Below are 17,711 nucleotides of genomic sequence, written 5' to 3'. Positions count from 1 at the left end.
ATTTTGTGTCTTGGCTTTCATAGGCTCAATATTTGTATCTTTTTCAATACATGGACTTTTTTACAAAAACCCAACTCTTATACACGAGGGGCGCGTTGTTATGAAGAAAATTGACATTGGTATTAGTGAAAGTGACCGGGAAAAAATCGCTGGTGGCCTCAAACACTTATTGGCAGACAGCTATACCCTATACCTACAAACGCACAATTTTCACTGGAATGTCACAGGCCCGCTGTTTCGTGAATTACATCTGATGTTTGAGGAACAGTATACGGAGCTTGCAGAAGCGGTTGATGATATCGCCGAGCGTATCAGAACCTTGGGAGTTCCCGCCCCAGGCACTTACCAGGCATTTGCTCAATTGAGCTCAATTGAGGAAGTGGTAGAAATTCCTGCAGCTGAGGATATGGTAAAAATATTAACCGAAGGCCACGAGAAGGTTATTAAGACTTGCCGGGAAGTATTAAAGTCTGCGCAAAAAGGGGAGGATGAATCCACCCTGGCACTGGTGTCTGATCGCATGCAGGTGCATGAAAAAACTGCCTGGATGTTGCGGGCTACCAGTCAATAAGACTGTTTTCGGTGCGGGCGTTTTGCCCGCACTGAATAAATTATTTCGGTAAGTATCCAGGATGTAAGTCCCCAGGATCTTGTTGAATGCTTCGCAGAAAAGCGCTGGCCGCAGCAGAGAGCGTGCCACGGCTTTTCATCAATATACCAACCTCCTGATATACAACAGGAGCGGATAGAGGATGGCAGTGCAAACCGTACTCGCGAATCTGCCCTTCGCACAGACTCGGTACCGCACTTACCCCCATATTGGCCCGAATCAATTGCCCGATAGTACTGAGCTGATTGGCTTCACACAGGTAGCGGGGCACCTTGCCACAGTCTGCAAAGGCCTGCTCTGTCCAACGGCGCACAGCTGATCCCCTATTCATAGAAATAAACGGGTAGTCCGCCAGGTCGCGCCAGTGCAAGGCCTCTTTGCTGGACAGAGGGTGTTGCGGAGGAGTGACCGCGATAAAGCGATCTCGCTCCAGGGGGGTAAACTCCAAGCCGCCCAGATCCTCCGGGCGGAAACTGATGCCCAGCTCTGCGCGTCCCTCCTGCACTGACTGCACAACACCCTCCATCACAATGTCTTCCAGCACAATGTTGATCTGGGGATTGTCCCGGTGAAAGCTGGCCAATAATTCAGGTAGGCGATTTAGGGCGAAGGCCGGGATTACCGCCAATAACAACTGCCCACGATCGAGGCGAAAACGCTGCTGAATGGCCTCAAGAGATTGGTCCCAGTTGTTAAGCAATTGCTCTGCACGGGTTAGGAATTCACGGCCCTCTGGGGTCAGTACGAGTTGACGACCATCGCGACTGAACAGCGGTCCCCCGGTGGCGTCTTCCAGGTTGCGAATAGCCACCGACAGCGCCGGCTGGGAGGTGTGTAGTTGTGCGCTGGCCTGCGCCAGGCTGTGGCTGCGCGCAACGGCTACGAAGGCGCGGAGCTGTTTTATCGTGGCACTCACAGGGGCTCCAGACTGATAACCGGGTTCCCGGCAGGGTTTCAGAAATGCTTTCAGAAAAAGTTAAGATTTATTTAATAAACCTTCGAAAGATTAATATAGTTTAAAGTTGTAGGGCAAGGCATGATTGCCCCTTTCGCCCAGTAAATGGGTGTAGAAATATCGAGAATAATGAACCCATAAGGCCTGCTGAAATGAAGGACAACACACAACCCCTCTGGCAACCGAGCCCCGAGGCCATTGCCGCTACCCAGATGGATGAGTTCCGCCGCCTGATCAACGAAAGGCACCAGCTTCAGCTGCAAGACTACAGCGCGCTCTACCAGTGGTCTGTAGAGGAGAGGGAAACCTTTTGGCGTGACTTATGGGATTTCACTGAAGTGCAGGCCAGTGCGCACGGTGAAGTGGTATTGGGTCGTGACAGTATGCCGGGTGCAGAGTGGTTCCCCGATGCCCGTCTCAACTTTGCCGAGAATCTTCTGCGTTTCCGGGACGATAAACCGGCCTTGGTTGAGCGCCTGGAGAATGGCAGCCGACGCCAGCTCAGTTATGTGCAGCTGCACAGCCGGGTAGAGCGTCTTGCCGCAGCCCTGGCGGAACAAGGGGTTTGCGAAGGGGATCGGATCGCTGGCTTTATGCCGAATGTGATCGATACCGTAGTGGCCATGTTGGCAGCCACCAGCCTCGGGGCGATTTGGACTTCCTGTTCGCCGGATTTTGGTATCAACGGGGTATTTGACCGTTTCGGCCAGGTGGGGCCAAAAGTACTGTTTGCCTGCGAAGGCTATTTCTATAACGGCAAGGTGATTGATTCCCTGCCGCGCCTGCGTGAAATTATCGCCCGTATCGATTCCATCGAGAAACTGGTGGTGGTACCGGTTGCCCGCTCCCAGGAGGAAACCCGCCAGTTATTGGTGGCGGAGCCTCTGGAGAAAGCAGTCATACTGCAGGACTTTGAAGCAGCGGCGCCCGAGCGCGAACTCTCTTTTGTCCAGACCGCTTTCGATCATCCCCTCTACATCATGTACTCCTCCGGTACCACTGGGGTACCCAAGTGTATTGTGCATGGCGTAGGCGGCACACTGCTGCAACACCTTAAAGAGCACCGCTTGCACTGCGATCTCCGTCGCGAGGATACGCTCTTTTACTTCACCACTTGTGGTTGGATGATGTGGAATTGGCTGGTAAGTGGCCTGGCCTGCGGCGCCACCCTGGTCTTGTTTGATGGCTCACCTTTCTACCCAGAGGCAGAGAGCCTGTGGGATATGGCAGATGAAGAAGGTATCAGTGTATTCGGTACCAGCGCCAAGTATATTGCTGCATTGGAAAAGAGCGGCTGTAAACCCCGTAAGAGTCATAAGCTGCAGCGTTTGCGCGCAGTTTTATCGACAGGGTCGCCCTTAGCTCACGAAGGCTTTCGCTATGTGTATCGGGATATCAAGGAAGACCTGTGCCTCTCCTCTATCTCCGGTGGTACCGATATTGTGTCCTGCTTTGCCCTGGGCAACCCAACCCTGCCGGTCTATGCGGGAGAGTTGCAATGTCGCGGTTTGGGAATGGCCGTGGAAGTTTGGAATGATGAAGGGCAGTCGGTCACAGAAGAGAAGGGCGAACTGGTGTGTGCCAAGTCTTTCCCCTGTATGCCAATTGGTTTCTGGAATGATCCCGACGGGAAGAAATATAAAAGCGCTTACTTTGAAAACTGGCCCGGTGTTTGGGCCCATGGGGATTATGCGGAGATCACCGCCCATGAGGGTGTAGTTATTTATGGTCGCTCCGATGCGGTTTTGAATCCCGGTGGCGTGCGAATCGGCACCGCCGAAATCTATCGCCAGGTAGAGAAAGTAGAAGAGGTGCTCGACAGTATCTGCATCGGCCAGCAGTGGCATGACGATGTGCGAGTGGTGCTGTTTGTGGTGCTGCGTGAAGGAATTGAGCTGGATGAGGGGCTGGTACAGAAAATCCGCTCCACCATTCGCGCCAATACTACCCCGCGCCATGTACCGGCCAAGGTGATTCAAGTGGGCGATATTCCGCGAACCATTAGTGGAAAAATTGTCGAGTTAGCCGTACGCAATGTGGTGCATGGTCAGGCGGTTAAGAATAAGGAAGCTCTCGCCAATCCCGAAGCACTGGCACTGTTCGAAAACCTTCCGGAGCTGAAGGAAGATTGAGGCTTTTAGGGTACTGAGGAGCTACGCATTATGGTGAGGGTACGTAGGCGGGCGTCATTTTGTTTATGCCGGTTCTGCGCTACTCTTGCCCTCGAGTAAAACGAATAAATTCACGGCGAAGAACAAGTATGGTTACATATCTCTATTGGGCAGCGGTTATTGCCCTGGTTATTCTCTCTCTCTTTATCGGTAGTCGTATGGGCAGCCTTAAAATTGGCGCCATCGCGGCCGCTGTTTTCTTCCTCGCCGGGTGGCTGGCGTATTACTTCCATTACGAGCAAGTCTTTGTGAAGCGTTTTGGCGGCGTAATGAGCATTTCTGTGCCCGAGGGCTTCCGTCATATCGGCGCCACTTGGAAAGAAGATAATCTATGGGTTGAGAATTACGACCCCAGAACCAACCAGTGTATTTTCACTGAGTATTCGAAGGGGAATATCCTCAAGGGGCGGGTCATCATCAAAGACTGTAACCCCCTGCTTGGCAGCCCTAGCTCTAGTCCCCGTTCCAGCACCCAGCCATAAATCGTATATAGATTTCAGGTCCGGCACGAACCTGAGAAAAAGCCAGCAGGTTCGCACACTTGCGTCAGTATTTTGTGAGCGATCATAAAATACCTCAGCTTATGAATTGTTTGTGCCAACAAATTTCCCCTGGACATTGGTTGTCCGGGGGAAAATCAGATGTTAAGGGAATGGACTCCCGGTAGTAGGCGGAGTAACCGCTGTGGACAACGGATAAAATTTTGCGAATCCTCAGTACATGTCTGCTTGTCGCTTTTGTTCTGCTTTCCCCGCTGCAGGCGCAGGCGGTGACCATCCCTTTTTTTTCCAACCTGCCCAGTTTTACCCTTTCTGTACAAGGGGACAAACAATTACAGGCCACCCTGCGAAACGAGCTTGAAGAGCTGCGTAAAAATAGCAGTGCTCTCGAAAGCTACGAGTCCCCGCGTGATATCGCCCACTACGAGCGCGGCAACCTAGAAAAGTTGCTGCGCTCCGAGGGTTACTACGATGCTATTGTGCGTGAATCTGTAGAAGGTCGAGAGATAAAATATCAAGTGATACCCGGCCCTCGCTATTTAATAAAAAGCCTGGATATCATCATGCCTGCCGACTTAAGGGCGGGCTTCCCAGGATTGCCGATTGGAGTTGGAGACCCGCTGCAGGCAGATGAGGTACTTGAGGGCGTGCAGACTATTACTCAATACCTCAATAACAATGCCTGCCTGCTCAACGTGGATGTCACCTACCAGGCCACAGTGATTCACCAGGAGGCCGCCGCGCGCCTGGAGTATCGGGTGGCCCCTAGCCCAGAGGTGATGGTAGGGGATGTGCAGGTTCTCGGGGCGACTTCGGTAGAAGAGGATTACTTGCGGGATAAATTGAATATCAACCCCGGAGACTGTTTTAGCCGCAGTAAACTGGATGCGGCTCAATTACGGCTGCTGCGCACCAATCTGGTCTCCAATGTTACCAGTCAGGTATCTGAGCCATACGGTGGTCTTGTTGACATTAACTTTATTGTACAGGAGCGCAATCATCGTACGGTGACTCTGGGGGTGGGCTACACCTCTGATGAGGGCGCCGGAGTTTCCGCCAGTTGGGAGCACCGCAACATATTTCACCGTGGTGAGAAGCTGGAAGTATCCAGCAAGGTGAACAAGGTGAAACAATCTCTGGAGAGCAAGCTCAGTATTCCGCGCTTTTTCAATGATAAGCAGCGTTTTACCGGTAGCGTGGGTTTGACTGGTGAAGATGTGGATTCCTACACTTCCAGGGCCTTGACGCTAAAAGGGTTGGTGTCCCGCAAGTTGAGTAAGCACCGCACCATCAGTGCAGGGGCAGAGTTGAAGTTCAGTCGCGTCGATGAAAAAGTGGATGGCGCAGTGGAGGGTGGAGACCCGGATGAAAATTACCATTTGTTGGCATTTCCCCTTGGGTTTAAATTAAACACCACGGATAAACCCCTGGATGCTCGCCGCGGCGCCACCACAGCACTGGAAGTAAAGCCCTATCTGGACCTCAAAAATAATAGCACCTCCTTTGTCAAAAATATCCTGCAATTAACGGCCTATAAAACAGCGGAATCGGCGCGCTACGAGCCGACATTGGCGCTGCGTATCAAGGCCGGGGCTATTACCGGCGCACCCAATTTGGAGCTGCCTGCGGATGAGCGCTTTTATGCCGGTGGCGGTGGCTCGGTGCGAGGTTATGGCTACCAGGAGTTGGGCCCAAGGCTCGTGGAAATTGATGCGGATGGCCAGGAAAGCCTGTCTGATGCGATTGGTGGCCGCGGTCTCAGCGAAGTTTCCATTGAAGGGCGTTTCCGCTTTAGTGAAACCTGGGGCGGGGTTCTGTTTCTCGATGGGGGCAACGCCTATGAGAACCCGCGCCCCAACTTTTCCAACCTCTTTTGGGGGGCGGGCTTTGGTGTCCGTTACAACACCTCCTTTGCACCCATCCGCTTTGATTTGGCTTTTCCCCTGGATCGACGCGACGGTGTAGATGATCACTACCAGGTTTATGTCAGTTTAGGGCAGGCCTTCTGATGTCCAAATTGAGAGGGGTTACTCTGGGCTTACTTCGTGCGCTTGGCGCTTTTCTACGGAGCTTTTGGCGCTCCCTCAGAGCAGGAGGGGCAGTAATCACGGGCTTGTTGATATTTATTCTGCTTACACTGTTCTATTTTCTTGGCACCGAGCAGGGTAGGGTCAATCTGACTCGCACAGCTTTTTATGGCGCGGAGCAGGCGATTGATGGACTGACTATTGAGGCCGATGGAATTGCCAGTGAGCGCCTTGGGGCCTGGTTTTTTGAGCGCTTGCGGATCAATTTTGATAGCAACACCCTAGCCGATGGAGAGCGGTTGGAATTCAAACTGCAGAGCTTTTCCCGCAATCCCATCAATATTGAGCGCATCGCCGCTAAAGATTTTTTGTTGAACCTTGATGTGCTGGATGAACTACTGAGCTCACTGGCACGGGCGGAAGAAGATGCAGTCCAAGTTGTGGACGAAAGTGATAGTGGCATCGCTAGCAGTTGGGAAACCCTGTTGCCGAGCTTTCGCCTGGGAGAATTAAAACTTGAGCGCTTACAGTTAATCAGTAGCAAAGTACCCGATATTCCCACGGTTTCGGTATTTGGTAATACCCTGTATCGGTGGGAGGGGCAGCCCACCCAGCTGCAATTGAAAATTCTCGAAATAAATGGTGGGGAACTGCAATTTATTGCCGAGGGGCGCGAACAACAACCGGGCCGATTTGTTCTGGATTTTTCTGCCAGTGAGAGGGCTCAGGGTTTTGTTGGCCGTCGGTTGCAATTACCACAAGGGCAGGCCCTGGATGCGCACGGTAAAATTTCCCTGCGCCGCCACGATCAGCAGTTACTGGTAGATATTGAATCTCTCTCCACTCCACTTTCCCAGCATCAATTAGGATTGACCGGTAGCGTACAAATAGACCTTTTCCCTTGGCGTTTATACACAGAGGGTATCTGGTTGCAAGTAGATGGCCGACGCAGCACTTTGTCTGGCAATGTTAGTGCCGATGATATTAATGCTGAACTCCACCTCAATCGCTTGCCGATCACTCTCTCTCGTCCATGGCAGGATGTACTAAATAGCGGTTGGCTCAGTGCAGAAGTCACCGTTAGCGGCGCATTAGCACGGCCTAATATCTCCGGTCAGGTAAAGCTTAACAGCAGCTATCGGGATCAGCCCCTGAACTTGGTAGGAGAAGTGAATACTACCCAGGGTGTTATCCAGCTGGAGTCTTTACAGCTGGAGTTTGCCGGTGCAGAGATTCGCACAGCGGGCACTATCGATACTGAAAATAAAACTCTGGATTTGGGTGTGTCAGCGCAAGAGCTTGGCGTAGAAGAGATACGTCGGCTGCTGTCTTCCCTGCCGCAAACAGAGAAAATAAATATCCCGAATGACTTTTCCGGCACCCTGCATCAGTTGCAGGCGCGAGTCAAAGGACCCTGGAATAAACCCGATTTTGAAGGGGATCTGAGCGCCGTTACCGTCTATCGGGATTTACACAATGAGCTGACGGCCAAGATCGATGGCAACTTGCAGGGAGTAACAATTACAGATCTGAGCCTGGTGGGCGAAAAGCTGAATGTCCTCGGCGGTGGCACGGTGGATATCGAGGCGAAAACGCTAAATTTGCAGCTCAAACTGGATATTCGAAATCTCAATCCCTATGAAGATCTGGACCTGACCTCGGCGCAGGGCGTAACCCTGAGCCTGCAGGGGCAGGTCGGCGTGGAGGGCCCCTGGTCCAATCCACGCCTGAATGCCAGCCTGGAGTCTGATGGCTTGGTTCAAGAATATCGGTATAACTTGAAAGGCGATGCCAGCGGGGATCTGGAAAAAATAGACCTGCAGGGTTTGCGCTTGGAGCTCTTTGCCAACGGCACCTTGAACTATTTTGGCTCGAGGCAGTTTCAAGGGCCCCAGTCGCCTGTGATTATTCCCGGGATTGAGAAGGGAGCTGTACAACCCGCACAGAGCGAGAGTCGACTGACTGCCTTGGCCGAGGAAGCCCAGCGTCTGGGGCGGCAGGGTGTTGTACTGGTAGAGGCGCAGGGAATAATCGAACCAAAGAAAGACCGGCTCCAGGTGGGGGTGAATGTGCGCAACTTGCCCCTGAGCCTGGTGGAAGTGGTTGGGTTGCCACTACCCAATACCCTTGAGGGTGAGCTGAGCCTGGATGGTGAAGTTAACGGATCACTGACCAACCCTGAGGTACGAGCTAGTGTGTTGGCCCAGGGTGGCTACCGCTATGAGCCTTGGAAATTACAGGGCGCATTGGATTATGCCGACAAGAGTTTGGTTGTCGAAGGCTTGGAGTTTTTATGGGCGGGGCGCAACCAGTTATGGGTTCACGGCAGTCTGAACGAGCAGCGCCTGGACTTACAAATTCAGGGCCGGGCTTCTCTGGAGGATCTCTCCCAGGAGGTGCCTTTTAATATGCCCAACCAAGGTGATGTCACTCTGCACGCGAGTGTCACTGGCAGTCCACAGCAACCCCTGCTTGAGGGCGATCTACGCCTCAGTGGCTATATGCCTGGTAGGGAGAAAGGGAGGGTTCAGGTACAGCCGCTCTCTATGGGCCTGGAATGGCATACCGAGGGTGGTGAGTTGCAGGTGTCCCTGGTAGCTGATCACGGTAATCGGCGTGCGATAGATAGCAGCGCCAAACTACAGATCGCTCCAATAGTTGAGCGACTGTTCGCCGATAACCCAACTGAGCCGATGAGCGAAGTACCTCTGCAATTGGTTAGTGGCGGTACCGCAGACTTGTCAGTGCTGGCAGAATTTATGGACCCCAGGGTTAATGTTTTGCGAGGGTTATTGAGCTTTTCTGCTGATGGCACCGGCACTCTGGGCAATCCCCGTTTAAATGGCGAAATAGAACTGAGTGGGGCCAGCTACGAACACCGTCCCAGCTATACCCGTATATCGAATATTGATTTTTATGCGCGCCTGACTCCACAGGAGTGGCGCATTGAGAGGGGGAGTGCCACTGTTGTCGATGGCGGTAATATTAATCTGGGCGGAGCCATATTTTTTCCTGGGCAGGCCCCAGCGAGAATGGATCTCAGCCTGAATTTAAATCGGGCGCATTTACTGAATACTCCTGCGGTACGCGGCGCTATTAGTGGGCAGGCAACTCTGACTGGTACAACGGAGAGCGCCGAGGTTGCCGGCCGCTTCACTCTGCGCCCTTTATCTGTACAAATTGAACAGTGGATCGGCAGTAGTGTGCCGGAAATACAGGTGACGGAAGTCCAAGTGGATGGCGAGCAAGTGGAGCGCGCACCGCCACTGCTCAGTAAGTTGGGTTTGGCTGTGGAAGTCATTTTGGATCAGCAGTCCTATGTGCGTGGCCTGGGGCTCAATTCCCAGTTGCGCGGCCAGGTAAACATTCAAGGAACTGCATCCAAGCCCGAGGCCTCTGGTAAATTGACCATTGTACGGGGCAGTTTCGATTTGCTCGGTAAGAAATTTGATTTGCAAGAAGGGGAGATACGCTTCGAAAATAACGAAGTCGCCGTTAATGTCGAAGGGGTATACGAACACAGTGATGGAGAGATTACCGCAACGATCTCCGGCAACACTTCCGACCTGGATATTAACTTCAGTTCCGATCCTTCGGCTTCCCAGGATGAAATCTTGGCGCAACTGCTTTTTGGCAAGTCACTCTCAGATATTTCCCCGCTGCAAGCCGTGCGTTTGGTTAGTGTAATACGAAGCCTGCAGACTGGCCGTGCAGCTCTGGATCCCGTGGCCAAAACTCGTGAATTGTTGCGTTTGGACACCCTCAATATCGAGCGAGAGGAAAGCGATGAGGGGGATGAGTATGCCCTGAGCTTGGGTAAATATATCACCAACCGGATTTATGTGGAGTTGCAGCGTAGTACTGACCCGTTAAGTCCCTGGCAGGCCGAGATGCAGATAGAAATTCGCGATAATCTCAATCTTGAGTTTAAAACGGCTGACGAGGGCGATAGTGGTTCTGGTAGTGTCGAATTGCAGTGGAAAAAGGACTATTAATGTTTATTGTTTTTAATAGTTACCAATAAGGTGAAGTTGGGCTTGCTTTCGATTTGGTGATTAATAACCTGCTTTTTTAACTTCTTAAAGAAATTTTTTGACTGGATCACAGGATGATCCAGTCATTTTGCCAAAGTGCAGCAGAAGATTGTGATAGATCGAGAGCCATAATAACCACTAAAATACCTCTGGTGATATCTATTGCTGGGTATCTCAAGTTCTTGTCTCCAGGCTGATGATTTGTATTTATCGGCTATTTTTAGAGATGTCCTCCTCTCGCTGTTATCTTGTTGTGGGGAATTTTACGCGAATGTCTGAAATTCCTACTTTTGAGATTTCGAAGCTTCGGTAAAAGCTGTTATAAGGCTTCTATAAAAATCTTTGCCGCTTAGTGGTTTAATTCATCGGAGTAGCTTACTTCTAAATTTACATCAAGTCACTGGCATTGGTTGATTGTTGTAAGTCTATTCAATGAAGGTTTCTCAGTCAGACTATTATTCCAGATGGGGTCATTCTGGGTATTTTCAGATCTTGGTTTTTTAATATTTAGATATTCCTTCGTAAGTATAAATTTTGATAGCTATTGTTTGGCTTTGTTTTCGAAATTTTGGCAATTTCATTTGAGACCTATTCTACTCTTCAGAAGGCCTCAATTGTTTTGTGATTACCATATCTGTAATCTCTAAAACACACCCTTTTTGGGGAGGATCATTGACTCCCCAATTATCGACAACAATCATCATGGATTCGTCAAAAACACTAGGACCTTTCTCGCGATAGGCATGCCAGAGTTGATTGGAACTGTCACAGCTTGTCGCTGTAGCATCACACACCCGGATATCCCATTGGTAGGTACCGCTATTCGGCCCCGAGAGAACCTGGCTGGAAGTGAAAGTGATATGTTGTTTAGTGCCGTTATTTACTCTGATAGCGCCCTGTTTATTACCCCACCCTGCTTGCTTGGGGCGGTCTCCCCAGTTAGAAGCGAAACCGCCGGGACCATTGGGGCCTTTGGTTTCTACAAAGTCCACTTCACGGTCGCCACCATCCCAACAACCCCCCGGTTGCCCACACCAGGGAAACATGTATACGGCGATCCACTCCCTCGGACCACATTTACCTGCAGGGACAGTAACCTTAAAGTCAATCGCGGCAATATCCTCCATCCGGATATCTTCATTACCACATTGAACCGCAGTGGTATAAACGCAAGCGCCTTTAGTATCTCGATTCATTGTGATCGTTGCTGATCCGGCATGAATGCTTGGCTGAAAATCGATTAAGGTGCACCGGTTGTATTGAGCAACCTTGTCATCTTGGTGGTTAAATAGGGGCTGGCAGCTAGTAGGAGAAGTGGCTGATGTTGTGTGGAGAAAAAAAAGACTGAAGATACTGAGGAGTGGTGGGATTACTTTTGGCACGATATTAACTCCTGATGAGCTGGAACTGATCAAGATATCGGAGGCAATGAGGGCGAAGCTTCACAAGGAATATAATTGATTATAGAACAGGCTTAGCTGAATGATCTTAGGGGGCAGGTTCACGACCTTAATTTAATACACTTGAATCAGTCTAGGCTAGATCTTACTTGAGGATGCCATCTTTGACTACGCCCTCTAGTTTGCTTCTAATTTCAGACCAAAGTACTTCGCTGCCTTTCCCAATACGCGCGTTTAAAGAAAATACTTGTTCCTTGGTGATACCGTGCTGCTTCCAGCTGTGTCCCCCGCCATAAATGTTATGGAGTAGGGGAGGAATACGATCAATAGCCTTAGCAAAGCGAGCATCAGCTGTTTCTCCAGACTCGAACTCCTCCCATAGGTTCACCAACTCTCTATTCATATCTCCAGGCAAGAGTGAAACCAGGCGTTGCAAGCCTTCCTTTTCTTTTGCCGTGTCTGTTTCACTTGAATAGATTATGGTATCCCCTGCATCAATCTCCCCAAGATCATGTATAAGCAGCATTTTTATAACCCGATCTATATTTGTTGGGTCATTTGAATAATCTTTCAGGATCAAAGCGCATAGACAGACATGCCAGCTGTGCTCTGCAGAATTCTCGAAGCGCTTCAATCCCACAGGTTTTGTTTTTCGTTGTACATTTTTGAGCTTCTCTATTTCAACAATAAAGCGGAGCGCTTTTTCAATATCTTCCATTACAATTTCCTGGGCTTACTTGTGTGGGATTATTTCTTGGTGTTTATCGTGGCCAATAGGCAGGGAATGTCATATTGCGCTTCAATACAGGGTTTAAAATTAATGATTTACAATCCTGGCTTTATTCTCCTAGTTCCACCGATCAAGCTTGCTGGGTCTAGCCGATAGAAATTACTCAGTTCATTGTACAGTTCTGGGTGTAGAGAGCGCATGGCAACGGGTATGGTATAAAAACTCTCAGTGGCTACGGCAAAAAATTCAGCTGGAGATTGGGCTCCATATAAATCCAATACTGAGGGACTGTCGCCGGGAAATTGACCAAATTCGGCTCTTTGCCGTAAACGGTGGAATTCCCGGCTCATTACTTCGGCCCAGTTGGCGCCATCGTTGGACTTCTCAAATAATGGGCGGCCATCAAAGTAGCCATCTTCTTCATCTACTTTGTGGGCAAACTCGTGCAGGGCAACATTGTGGCCTCGTTGGGGATTCTCAAGATCCTCATCCAAATCTCCCCAGGAGAGCACCACTGGTCCGCGGTAATGTGCTTCACCTTCCCGCGCACTGTGTCTGGCCGTTTCTATATAGCCTTCCCTGTGGGTTTCATGGGCAACATAGGTGTCAGGGTACAGGAGTATGGTGTAGAGATTGGGATAGCACTCGTTTTTGCGGCCCAACAACAGCAAGCAGGCATGGGCGGCGATGGCGACTCTCATTTTTTCATTGACTTGTAAGCCGTCACAGCCGACAAATTCTTTGTCATGAAGGAAAAGGGCAATATTACTGCACAGCTCTTGTTGTTGATTGCTGTTGAGATGATGATATAGCGGGAGCGTTTCTTTTAGCAGTTGTAACTGTTCTTGTGTGATCGCTTGTGCGCGTCGGTAATTGATACGCCAGCGGCGGTAAAAAATAGGTATAAGCCAGACAGCTAGGGCGAGCAGGATAATCGCAAGGAAAGCGCTCATAGGCTATTTGCCGACTGTTTAGCTGAAATATCCTCGCTTATTGAAAAAGCCTCACAGGGCGTGCCCTGGTGGTATTGCATCTGCCAGTGACCTTTGTTGAGTACCCAAATAGAGGAATGTTTGCAGAAATCAGAGTAATTTCCCTGCTGGTCGCGGTGTGCGGATTGATGCAGCAGTAATTGAACAGATTCAGAGAGCGATATACATTGGTAATTCTGGCTGTGAATTGTCCATTCACTTTTTTTCTCTGACTGCATCAATGTGGCTATCAATTTAAAGTCAAAGCTTCGGCCAGATTTTCCCGCCTCTCTAAAATCTGGGCTTAACAATTTTTCCAGTATTTTTTGATTGCTGCTGGTGTCTGTGTCGTGCAGCATGGTTTCATACTCAATGATGCGATCCAAATCTGATGCCATTTTGACTGGCCCCTTGCTTGAGTCTTTCCGGTTTTTTGCGGAGGTATATAGCACGTCGAGCATAATGCAAGTTTGACCCTGCAGTTTTTCAAAATCCTATAGATTGAAAAAAGTGGTTTATTAACCGAGGTTTTAAACCCGCCCCCTTTAATAATTTTATGGTTGGGGAATTGTGCGCCCTTTTCAAGCCCCTTGATCTATAAAACATTGGCTGTCGATGTGTGCCTAATGGGTAGGCGGTTTCTTATTTGGTGGAAATGTGCGACTTGATTAATCACTGTTCGATGCCAACACTTAGGGCGTCTAGGTGATTTTTCTGTCACTTTTGGAGATAGTTATGCTTATACGCTCCCTTATTGCTTTTTTAGTTTTAATGTTCGGCGTCCTTGTTCCGGCGGTTGCGCAGTCGGGTGGTACGCCCTTAAAAGTGGCGATAGCTGGTGATGCCCCGCCCTATGTGATTAATAAGGCTTCCAGTGGTTTGGAGGTGGATATTGTACGGGAAGCGCTTCCTGACTATGCCGTACAGTTTGAGCAGATGGGCTTTGCAGAGACAGCACCAGCACTTGAACAGGGTAAAGTGCAAGCGGCGGTTAATGTGATGAAGAAGGATGATGGTCTTTTTTATTCTAATAATATGATCAGTTTTGCCAACTACGCCGTTACCAAAGCTACCGATAAAATGAAAATTGATAGCATTGCAGATCTTGCCGGTAAGAAGGTGATCACTTGGCAGGGTGGGCCCATGGACTTGGGGCCGGAATTTGAAAAAATGTATGGACCCAATGGCACACAGCGTCAGAACCTTATTCAAGCTCCGACGGCTCCCGATCTTGTCGCGCAATTTTGGAAGATGAAAGATGTTGTGGCAGTTGTGGACATGGAGTTATTCAAGAGCTTGAGTAATAAAATGGGGCACAAAATGGATCAGGTTAACCTTTTCCCAATTTTCGCTCCGATGACTGATTTTCGCGTAGGGTTCCGTGACCAGAAAGTGCGTGATGACTTTAATCGCGGGCTTGCCAAGCTGTGTAGCAGTGGTCGCTATAATGAGTTACTGAAAAAATACGATGTGGTACAGAAAGAAAATATCTGCAAGTAAGCCAATGCGCGAACTTACATTCTGTAAAAGTATTCAGTAGAAGTCAGCATCAACAGTAGGCGAAAGGGGCCTGGGTTGTTACCTGGGTCCATTTTTTTCTTGAGGGGGCTACTAGCCTGTTCTTAGCTAAGCTGAATGGTTACTAGTAGGCTCAGGCTCAGGCTCAGAAGGTAAAAGGGTAAGGTGAAAAGGTAAGCTAGAAATAAAAAGGGCCTGTAACTTGCGTTACAGGCCCTTTCTGTATGGCGCGCTCGGGAGGATTCGAACCTCCGACCGCCTGGTTCGTAGCCAGGTACTCTATCCAGCTGAGCTACGAGCGCGTTATGGGTGCGAACTATAGTCAGTTGATTTGTTTAAGTCAACTGATTTTTCAGGAAAAACCTTTAAAAATCCGCAACTTATCAAACTTTCTCGGCCCCCGGTTCGGAGCACAGCAAGTTCGACAGGGCGCGAATTCTGCCCTGCAGGAGGCGACTTTGCAAGCCTTTTTAAAAAATAGCTGCTCCTGGCCTTGAGGTGAGATTGAACGGCGCTGTAAAAGCGCCTGTTCCGCTGGTAGGTCTAATGCCCATGAGTCATTACGCACAGTAGTTCAGCACAGTTGGCGGAGAACTATACTGTTTGTTCCAGTACAAAGTGCCTGCCTTACAGCACGTGGAGGGCAGCTTATCCCAAGTACAGTGAGATTCTATGGCAATTGGGGATGACGAAGAAAAGGGGAAGAAGCCGTCACCGGAGGAGCCTGGCTCCCCACTGACAGGCCAATCCCAGCAAGGCCCGTTGGGCTGGTTGCAATATGTCATTCTTCTCTTCCTGGTTATCCTCACTCTCCAGTACTGCTCGAGCGGGCAGTTTGGGGCAGAGAGAGAGGCCTTGGCTTACAGTGACTTTAAAGAGGCTCTCAGCAAGGGGGAAATTGCCAGTGTCCTCTTTGAAGGGCAGCGTATTACCGGAGTTTTTAAGCGGTCCACAAATTCCCAGCCCGAGAGCAAGAACGGCGCAAAGGAAAAGACCGAGAAACCAGAAGAAAAGCGCTTTGCCACCACTTTGCCCCCGATTCAAGATCCCGAGTTGCTCCCTCTACTGGAAAAACAGAACGTAACTATCCAGGCAGAATCGTCACAGGGGGGATTTTGGCAGAGGATGGCGATACTGCTGTTGCCATGGGTTCTGATAATAGCGCTGCTGGTCTGGTTGGGTCGACGAATGCAGGCCCGCATGGGTGCAATGACTCCCGGCAGCCCTTTCAGTTTTGCCCGATCACCGGCTAAACGCTACGAACGCAGTGAATCCCAAGTAACTTTTGATGATGTGGCCGGTCTTGCCAATGCCAAGAGGGATCTGCAGGAGATTGCCGGCTATCTAAAAGACCCCGATCACTACCGCAAACTTGGGGCAAAGATCCCTCGTGGGATTCTGTTAATGGGGCCGCCGGGTACAGGCAAAACACTGATGGCCAAGGCCTTGGCCGGAGAGAGTGATGCGCCTTTTTTCAGTATCAGCGGCTCAGAGTTTATCGAGATGTTTGTTGGCGTTGGGGCATCCCGGGTGCGGGATATGTTTGCCGAAGCTAAGAAAGAAGCCCCTGCGATCATTTTTATTGATGAGATCGACTCGGTGGGACGAGCACGTGGTACTGGTCTGGGCGGGGGCCACGACGAACGTGAACAGACCCTCAACCAGATCCTTGGGGAAATGGACGGTTTTGATCCCCAGGAGGCGGTGGTAGTGATTGCCGCAACCAACCGCCCGGACGTGCTGGATGCGGCACTGCTTCGCCCTGGACGCTTCGATCGCAAGATCACCCTGGATTTACCGGATAAGCCCGCTCGCCAAGAAATCCTGCGGATTCACTCAAAAAATGTCCCGCTACACGGAGAAGTTGACCTGGAGCATCTCGCTGCCCTGACCGCGGGCTTCGCGGGTGCGGACTTGGAAAACTTGATAAATGAGGCTGCTTTACTGGCGGGTAGGCAAAACAAGGAGGCCGTAGATATGGATTGTCTGCTACAGGCCAGGGACAAGGTCGTACTCGGCGGAGAGCGGGAAGTCATAATGGGGGAGGATGATCGAAAAACGGTTGCCTATCATGAGGCTGGTCACGCCCTCACGGCGGTGTTGCTACCCCATGCTGATCCATTGGAAAAGGCCACCATTATTCCCAGAGGACACAGCCTTGGGGCAACAGAACAAATTCCAACTGAAAATCACCACAACATGAAGGTGAGTTACCTGCGTGATCGTATCGGTGTGATGCTCGGTGGCAGGGTGGCCGAACAGGTGGTATTTGATGAAGTCAGCAGTGGGGCAGAATCTGATCTGAAGCAGGCCACCCGATTGGCCCAACATATGGTGACGCATTGGGGGATGAGCCGGAAACTGGGGCCGGTGGCCTTTCGGCGCGGAGAGGAGCATATCTTTCTGGGTAAGGAAATGGCACAGCAGAAAGATTTCAGTGAACATACCTCTGAAATTATTGATGATGAGGTGATCGCTCTGGTCAGTGAGATCGAGAAGGAAGTTCAGAATCTTTTGCAGAGTCATCGCAAGAAGCTCGATGCTTTAGCAGAAGCATTGCTGGAGAAGGAGACTCTGGACGCGGTAGAAATCCATAAAGTGATCGCCCTGGAGGATAAAGGATAACCTCAATCTGTAAGCCATGAACTTAAGGCAACTTGGGTATTTGGGAATATCGTAGGATAGACTTGTGATTGTCGAGCCGATAATAATTTACCGATCAACTTTATCGTCATCGTCCGATAACTCGTAACCTGCTAACCAATCACTATTACCTTGTTTATTTTGGCAGTTAA

The 17,711-nt window shown here is 50.2% G+C and carries 12 protein-coding genes and 1 tRNA gene; 7 read left to right on the top strand and 6 right to left on the bottom strand.

Annotation, left to right across the window (positions count from 1 at the left end):
- The first annotated feature begins 100 nt into the window (after positions 1–100).
- Positions 101–571 (top strand): Dps family protein, encoded by a 471-nt coding sequence (locus tag ACXAFI_RS13075; RefSeq protein WP_475109163.1) that lies wholly within the window; start codon positions 101–103, stop codon positions 569–571.
- A gap of 40 nt (positions 572–611) precedes the next feature.
- Here ACXAFI_RS13075 and ACXAFI_RS13070 read toward each other — a convergent pair whose 3' ends face one another.
- Positions 612–1,526 carry a LysR family transcriptional regulator gene (locus ACXAFI_RS13070; protein ID WP_475109162.1) on the bottom strand — a complete coding sequence of 305 codons (915 nt, stop codon included), beginning with the start codon at positions 1,524–1,526 and terminating at the stop codon, positions 612–614.
- Positions 1,527–1,717: 191 nt separating this feature from the next.
- Between ACXAFI_RS13070 and ACXAFI_RS13065 the strand changes: the two genes are divergently transcribed.
- The 4 genes from ACXAFI_RS13065 to ACXAFI_RS13050 all read left to right on the top strand — a co-directional run bounded on the left by ACXAFI_RS13065 (position 1,718) and on the right by ACXAFI_RS13050 (position 10,258).
- Positions 1,718–3,697 (top strand): acetoacetate--CoA ligase, encoded by a 1,980-nt coding sequence (locus ACXAFI_RS13065; RefSeq protein ID WP_475109161.1) that lies wholly within the window; start codon positions 1,718–1,720, stop codon positions 3,695–3,697.
- 128 nt (positions 3,698–3,825) lie between these two features.
- Positions 3,826–4,218 (top strand): hypothetical protein, encoded by a 393-nt coding sequence (locus ACXAFI_RS13060; protein ID WP_475109160.1) that lies wholly within the window; start codon positions 3,826–3,828, stop codon positions 4,216–4,218.
- Positions 4,219–4,439: 221 nt separating this feature from the next.
- The gene (locus tag ACXAFI_RS13055) at positions 4,440–6,245 is read left to right on the top strand and encodes an autotransporter assembly complex protein TamA (RefSeq protein ID WP_475109159.1); all 1,806 of its coding nucleotides are present in this window, start codon (positions 4,440–4,442) and stop codon (positions 6,243–6,245) included.
- Positions 6,245–10,258: a translocation/assembly module TamB domain-containing protein gene (locus ACXAFI_RS13050; RefSeq protein WP_475109158.1), complete on the top strand. Its 4,014-nt coding sequence runs from the start codon at positions 6,245–6,247 to the stop codon at positions 10,256–10,258. Before ACXAFI_RS13055 ends, ACXAFI_RS13050 begins: the two co-directional genes overlap by 1 nt.
- A 632-nt stretch (positions 10,259–10,890) precedes the next feature.
- Here the strand turns inward: ACXAFI_RS13050 and ACXAFI_RS13045 are convergent.
- The 4 genes from ACXAFI_RS13045 to ACXAFI_RS13030 all read right to left on the bottom strand — a co-directional run bounded on the left by ACXAFI_RS13045 (position 10,891) and on the right by ACXAFI_RS13030 (position 13,796).
- On the bottom strand, positions 10,891–11,493 hold the full coding sequence (locus ACXAFI_RS13045) for a hypothetical protein (protein ID WP_475109157.1): 603 nt from the start codon (positions 11,491–11,493) through the stop codon (positions 10,891–10,893).
- A gap of 349 nt (positions 11,494–11,842) precedes the next feature.
- Complete coding sequence (locus tag ACXAFI_RS13040; RefSeq protein ID WP_475109156.1) at positions 11,843–12,415, bottom strand: HD domain-containing protein; 573 nt, start codon at positions 12,413–12,415, stop codon at positions 11,843–11,845.
- 107 nt (positions 12,416–12,522) lie between these two features.
- Entirely contained in the window at positions 12,523–13,380 is an 858-nt protein-coding gene (locus tag ACXAFI_RS13035; protein ID WP_475109155.1) for a M90 family metallopeptidase, read from the bottom strand.
- Complete coding sequence (locus tag ACXAFI_RS13030; protein ID WP_475109154.1) at positions 13,377–13,796, bottom strand: nuclear transport factor 2 family protein; 420 nt, start codon at positions 13,794–13,796, stop codon at positions 13,377–13,379. Before ACXAFI_RS13030 ends, ACXAFI_RS13035 begins: the two co-directional genes overlap by 4 nt.
- 337 nt (positions 13,797–14,133) lie before the next feature.
- Between ACXAFI_RS13030 and ACXAFI_RS13025 the strand changes: the two genes are divergently transcribed.
- The gene (locus ACXAFI_RS13025) at positions 14,134–14,898 is read left to right on the top strand and encodes a substrate-binding periplasmic protein (RefSeq protein WP_475109153.1); all 765 of its coding nucleotides are present in this window, start codon (positions 14,134–14,136) and stop codon (positions 14,896–14,898) included.
- Positions 14,899–15,141: 243 nt separating this feature from the next.
- Here the strand turns inward: ACXAFI_RS13025 and ACXAFI_RS13020 are convergent.
- Positions 15,142–15,218: transfer RNA gene (locus ACXAFI_RS13020), tRNA-Arg, on the bottom strand.
- A 370-nt stretch (positions 15,219–15,588) separates the two neighbouring features.
- On the opposite strand from ACXAFI_RS13020, the gene ftsH reads away from it, so the two are divergent.
- Positions 15,589–17,541: an ATP-dependent zinc metalloprotease FtsH gene (gene ftsH, locus ACXAFI_RS13015; protein ID WP_475109152.1), complete on the top strand. Its 1,953-nt coding sequence runs from the start codon at positions 15,589–15,591 to the stop codon at positions 17,539–17,541.
- Positions 17,542–17,711: the final 170 nt, after the last annotated feature.

The organism is Microbulbifer sp. ABH2_005 (genome assembly GCF_056160005.1).
Note: the sequence above shows the minus strand (reverse complement) of the source record. Positions and strands in the feature narration are given on the sequence as shown.

Coding starts and splice junctions, on each gene's coding strand:
- ACXAFI_RS13050 (WP_475109158.1), top strand. CDS start 6,245: ATGTCCAAATTGAGAGGGGTTACTCTGGGCTTACTTCGTGCGCTTGGC.
- ftsH (WP_475109152.1), top strand. CDS start 15,589: ATGGCAATTGGGGATGACGAAGAAAAGGGGAAGAAGCCGTCACCGGAG.
- ACXAFI_RS13075 (WP_475109163.1), top strand. CDS start 101: ATGAAGAAAATTGACATTGGTATTAGTGAAAGTGACCGGGAAAAAATC.
- ACXAFI_RS13045 (WP_475109157.1), bottom strand. CDS start 11,493: ATGAATCGAGATACTAAAGGCGCTTGCGTTTATACCACTGCGGTTCAA.
- ACXAFI_RS13065 (WP_475109161.1), top strand. CDS start 1,718: ATGAAGGACAACACACAACCCCTCTGGCAACCGAGCCCCGAGGCCATT.
- ACXAFI_RS13040 (WP_475109156.1), bottom strand. CDS start 12,415: ATGGAAGATATTGAAAAAGCGCTCCGCTTTATTGTTGAAATAGAGAAG.
- ACXAFI_RS13035 (WP_475109155.1), bottom strand. CDS start 13,380: ATGAGCGCTTTCCTTGCGATTATCCTGCTCGCCCTAGCTGTCTGGCTT.
- ACXAFI_RS13025 (WP_475109153.1), top strand. CDS start 14,134: ATGCTTATACGCTCCCTTATTGCTTTTTTAGTTTTAATGTTCGGCGTC.
- ACXAFI_RS13030 (WP_475109154.1), bottom strand. CDS start 13,796: ATGGCATCAGATTTGGATCGCATCATTGAGTATGAAACCATGCTGCAC.
- ACXAFI_RS13060 (WP_475109160.1), top strand. CDS start 3,826: ATGGTTACATATCTCTATTGGGCAGCGGTTATTGCCCTGGTTATTCTC.